Origin of the sequence: Streptomyces sp. NPDC006265, assembly GCF_040613555.1 — a bacterium.
GTDB lineage: Bacteria > Actinomycetota > Actinomycetes > Streptomycetales > Streptomycetaceae > Streptomyces.
Genome location: NZ_JBEXSH010000693.1, coordinates 1 through 4,999 on the forward strand (window position 1 = coordinate 1; position 4,999 = coordinate 4,999).

General features: G+C 69.9%; 4 protein-coding genes and 1 pseudogene. 4 read left to right on the plus strand and 1 reads right to left on the minus strand.

Annotated elements, in window-relative coordinates; genetic code table 11:
- The first annotated feature begins 253 nt into the window (after window positions 1-253).
- Complete coding sequence (locus ABZ281_RS37635; protein ID WP_356662530.1) at window positions 254-1,414, plus strand: mannosyltransferase family protein; 1,161 nt, start codon at window positions 254-256, stop codon at window positions 1,412-1,414.
- A 227-nt stretch (window positions 1,415-1,641) separates the two neighbouring features.
- Window positions 1,642-2,637, plus strand: a complete 996-nt coding sequence (locus tag ABZ281_RS37640; protein ID WP_356662531.1) for a phosphatase PAP2 family protein — start codon at window positions 1,642-1,644, stop codon at window positions 2,635-2,637.
- 75 nt (window positions 2,638-2,712) lie between these two features.
- Here ABZ281_RS37640 and ABZ281_RS37645 read toward each other — a convergent pair whose 3' ends face one another.
- Window positions 2,713-2,928 carry a proteinase inhibitor I78 gene (locus ABZ281_RS37645; RefSeq protein WP_221759932.1) on the minus strand — a complete coding sequence of 72 codons (216 nt, stop codon included), beginning with the start codon at window positions 2,926-2,928 and terminating at the stop codon, window positions 2,713-2,715.
- 238 nt (window positions 2,929-3,166) lie between these two features.
- Here ABZ281_RS37645 and ABZ281_RS37650 point away from each other — a divergent pair.
- Window positions 3,167-3,997: pseudogene (locus tag ABZ281_RS37650) on the plus strand (SulP family inorganic anion transporter); the annotation flags it as partial.
- 170 nt (window positions 3,998-4,167) lie between these two features.
- On the plus strand, window positions 4,168-4,999 hold an 832-nt coding region (locus tag ABZ281_RS37655), incomplete at its 3' end, for a slipin family protein (protein ID WP_356662532.1).

Here is a 4,999-nt window from a genome sequence, read left to right on the forward strand (position 1 = left end):
GCAGCTCCAGCGTCGTCGCGTCCCTCTCGTAAGTCATCACACAGACATGAGCGCGGCTACTCACCTTTGATACAGGGCCCCGGCCCGCGCAAACGAAAAGCGAGTGACACGTCAGAGTACGCGAGTCCTCCACAGAGACCAGTGGCGGACCTCTCACACCTCCGGCGGAAAGGTGTGGCGTAGGCCACTTCCTCCCACCTCGTCCACGCCCTGGCCGGCCGGGTGGTTCCGGCCCGGGTCGATAATCGGGCGCGTGACCGATCTTGAGACGCGCGCGGCCCCGGCCCCCGCCGGGGCGCTGCGCCGGGCGGCCCCGGCGTTCGCCGGATACGCGGCCGTCCGCGCCCTGGGCCTGCTGGCCCTGTTCCTGTGGAGCGCGGCGCGGGACAAGAACGCGTACACGCTGCTGACCGCCCGCTGGGACGCGCTCTGGTACGTCAGGGTCGCCGAGCTCGGCTACGGCTACGAGGTGCGGCTGGCGAACGGTGACGTGCACTCGAACCTGGCGTTCTTCCCTCTGCTGCCCTGGCTGGAGCGGCTGGTGGCGGCGGTGTCGCCGCTGTCGTACGCGGACGGGGGGTTCCTCGTCAGTCTGATCTCCTCACTCGCCGCGGCCTGGGGGATCTTCGCGGTGGCGGACCATGTGTACGGCCGCCGGGCCGGGGTGTGCGCGGTGCTGCTGTGGGCCGTCCTGCCGGTCGGGATCGTGCAGTCGATGGCGTACAGCGAGTCCCTGTTCACGGCGCTCGCGGCGTGGTCGCTGTACGCGGTGCTGACCGGCCGCTGGGTGACGGCGGGCACGCTGGCCCTGTTCGCGGGGCTGACCCGTCCGGTGGGACTGGCCGCGGTGGCCGCGGTGTGGGTGGCGGCGGTGGACTCCTTCGCACGGGACGGGCGTGCGGCCGGTCCCGGGGCCCTGACCCGGCGCGTCCTCGGCATGGTCCTGGCCCCGCTCGGCACCGTCGGCTACGTGCTCTGGGTCGGACACCACACCGGCAAGGGCCCGCTGGGCTATCTGGACGTCCAGGCCGGATGGCGCAACGGCTTCGACGGCGGCTGGGCGTTCGCCCGGTTCGTCGCCGACAAGTTCACGTCGTTCCCGGCGGCTCTGGCCGGTGTGGGACTGATCGTCGGGGTCGCGTCAGTCGTCTGGCTGTATGTGACCGGAGTACGGCAGCGCCAGCCCCTGCCGCTGCTGGTCTACACCGGGGTCGTGACCGTCCTCGCCCTGTGCGCGTCGAGCTACTTCGGCTCGAAACCGCGTCTTCTGCTGCCCGCCTTCCCTCTGCTGCTGCCTCTCGCGCTGGCCTTGGCCGGAGCGCGTATTCGCAGGTCAGCGACGGTGCTCGGGGCCGTGGCGGTGGCCTGTGCGGTGTACGGGGCGTTCTGGCTGAACGGCTCCGGCCCGCCCTGACCCGCTGTGAGCGCCAGGGGAATTCGGCGCCATGCTCCGGTGAACGAATTCAAAAGCGCAATAAAACCCGCATCCGGAATGATCAAAGGAATTGAAGGCCGCAGCGGTCGACCATTGCAGATTCACTGGAAATAAACCTCCTCCTGAGAGGAATCCCACATCACATCGTCATCACAAAGCCGTTGATTCGCCCGGGATCTGAGCTCACTCGCTGTAACGTCGATTGGGTGCGTACCGAACCGAAGCTCACCCGTCTGGACCGGGTGTTCGCCCGGCTGGACCGTGAGCCGGAACGACCGGCCCACATCGATGTGCCGAAGATGAGCAGGCACCGCATCGTGCTCTTCGCGGCCACCCTGGCCTTCTACGGCGCCATCGTGTGGGCCGTGGTGATCACGTCCTGGCTGGTCCGGCTCGACTGGCAGGTCATGTTCTTCCGCCCGTACCAGCAGTGGTCGGAGATCCACTGGTTCGTCGACTACTACGTGGTCCTCGGTCAGCGCGGCCCGACCGCCGTGATGGTCGCGGCCTGGCTGGGCTGGCGCTCCTGGCGGCAGCACACCCTGCGGCCGCTGCTCGCGCTCGGCGTCTCGCTGCTGCTGCTGAACGTCACGGTCGGCGCCGCCAAGTACGGCATGGGGCGCCTGGGACCGCACTACGCGACCATGATCGGCGCGAACGAGATGTGGCTCGGCGGCGATATATTTCCGAGCGGTCACACCGCGAATGCCGTGGTGACCTGGGGAATCCTGGCCTACCTGGCGTCCGGCGCGAGAGCGCAGCGCTGGCTGTCCGCCGTGTCCGCGGTGACCTCGCTCGGGGTCGGGATGGCCACCGTCTACCTCGGTACGCACTGGCTGAGCGATGTGCTCCTCGGCTGGACCGCGGGTCTGCTGATCCTGCTCGGTCTGCCGTGGTTCGAGCCGCTGATCGCCCGTGCCGAGGACGCGATCTTCGACCTGCGCGACCGCCTTAGGGTCCGCAGGCACCACACCCCGGCCGAACCGGCCGGCGCTCCGCCCGTGCTGGTCACGCCCGTACCGGCCGACCGTGACGACGTCGCGGCCCGCTCGCCCCGGGCCCCGGTCTACCTGGCGCCCGGTCCCCACACCACCCGCTCGGAGCGCACGCCGACGACCCCGGCCGGCAGCCGTCGCCCGCCGCACCCGGAGCGCCACCCGCGCGGCTCGTCCCCGTCCGCCCGCCCCGTGACGGGCGGCTGACCGCAGGACGGGCACACTCCGTCCGGCATGCCGAAGGCCCCGGTTCCGCCACGGAACCGCGGCCTTCGCCGGGTCTCAGCCCTTCCAGGCCCGCGCCACCCGGCCGCCCTTGACCTCGAAGTTCAGCCGGCCCACGCGGTACTCCATCGTGATGATCGCCCCCGACGGCAGCGCACGCACCGTCGGCCAGCCGCGCTCACGCGCCAGGCGTTCGGCCCGGCCGGCCTCCAGGCCGACATAGGTGTCCGGGCTGTCGTCGGGTTCCGCGGGAGGTGTCGGAGTCGGTGCCATGCCGCCACGCTATGTCCTGCCCGGCGACCGCGGAAGTCCGGGGCCTCGGCCGGTCACTGTCCGCCTCCGGTCACGCTTCTGTCACAAGATCACGACAGGAGTTTCGGGCGTCGCCCGTCACACGGACGAGCGGTTCCCTACGCCTTCCGCAGGCATTCGATCGCAATTCCCGCGTGTCACCTGAGCTCATGGAAATTCCCGGCGGAAAGTGCCGGGAGAAGTGCCGGTGAGGCTCCATCTGGACTCCATCCAGCCGCCCGGCCTGGACGCCTTCGGCAGTGTGGGCTTCGGCATCATCGGCACGATCGTGGCCTTCACCCTGATCGCCTCCGCCGAGAGCCTCTTCAGCGCCGCCGCCGTGGACCGGCTGCACGACGGACCGCGCACCCAGTACGACAAGGAGCTCATGGCGCAGGGCGCGGGCAACACCATCTGCGGTGCGCTCGGCGCGCTGCCGATGACCGCGGTCATCGTCCGCAGCTCCGCCAACGTCAGCGCGGGCGCCAGGACCAAGGCGTCCCGGGTGATGCACGGCGTGTGGCTGCTGCTGTTCGCCGCGCTGCTGCCGGGCACGCTGGCACTGATCCCGCTGCCCGCCCTCGCCGGCATCCTGGTCCACGCGGGCTGGAAGCTGATCCCCTTCGCCAAGATCGTGCCGCTGTGGAAGGAGCACCGGGGCGAGGCGCTCATCCTGGTCGTCACCGCCGTGTCGATCGTCGCGGTGAACATGTTCGAGGGCGTGCTCATCGGTCTGGCTCTGTCGGTCGTCAAGACCGCCTGGGAGGCCTCGCACATCAAGCTCGAGATCATCGACAAGGGCGCGGGCCCGATCCAGGCCTACCTGTCCGGCAACGCGACCTTCCTGCGGCTGCCGAAGATCCTCGACAGCCTGGAGAACCTGCCCCAGGACCGCCCGGTCGAGCTGGACCTCTCGGGCCTGCACCACCTCGACCACGCCTGCCGCACGGCCCTGGAGAACTGGGCCGCACGCCATAGCGCGACGGGCACGGAGCCCGTGAAGGTCACGGAGCCCGAGGAGACCCCGGCGGAGAAGGTCACCGCCGTCTAGCCACCCGACCGGATCACGTGCACGGGTCCGGGGCGCGCAGCCGGCGCGCCCCGGATCACACCTGTCCGCCCCCCGTTCCGGCCCCGGTACCGGGGCATGGCCCCGCGTCCCGGTTCAGGCATATCGTTACATGAGCAGACACATTCGGACCTCTGAGCGGGGAGGTCGACATGGTCGAAGAGGTGGTCGGCGTGGTGGCCGCGGTCGGGGCCGGTGCGCTGGTGTATCTGGCCTCCGCGGCGCGGGTCGTCAAGCAGTACGAGCGGGGGCTCGTCTTCCGGCTCGGGCGGGTGCGCGGAGACGTGCGGCGGCCCGGCTTCAATATGATCATTCCGGGGGTGGAGCGGCTCCGGAAGGTCAACATGCAGATCGTGACCATGCCCGTGCCGGCCCAGGAGGGCATCACCCGCGACAACGTGACCGTGCGGGTCGACGCGGTGGTGTACTTCAAGGTCGTGGACCCGTCGGCCGCGATCGTCAACGTCGAGGACTACCGCTTCGCCGTCTCGCAGATGGCCCAGACCTCGCTGCGCTCGATCATCGGCAAGAGCGAGCTGGACGACCTGCTGTCCAACCGCGAGAAGCTCAACCAGGGCCTGGAGCTCATGATCGACAGCCCCGCAGTGGAGTGGGGCGTGACCATCGACCGCGTGGAGATCAAGGACGTCTCCCTGCCGGACACCATGAAGCGCTCCATGGCGCGCCAGGCCGAGGCCGACCGGGAGAGGCGGGCCCGGCTGATCAACGCCGACGCCGAGTACCAGGCCTCCAAGAAACTGGCCCAGGCCGCCCGCCAGATGGCCGACACTCCCTCGGCGCTCCAGCTCCGTCTGCTGCAGACCGTCATGGCGGTGGCGGCGGAGAAGAACTCCACCCTCGTCCTGCCCATTCCGGTGGAACTCCTGCGCTTCCTGGAGCGGGGCTCGGAGACGGTGTACGCGAAATGGTGCAGGGCGGGCCCGGTGTTCTCCACGACCGCCAGGTCCAGGGTGGTGCCCTTGC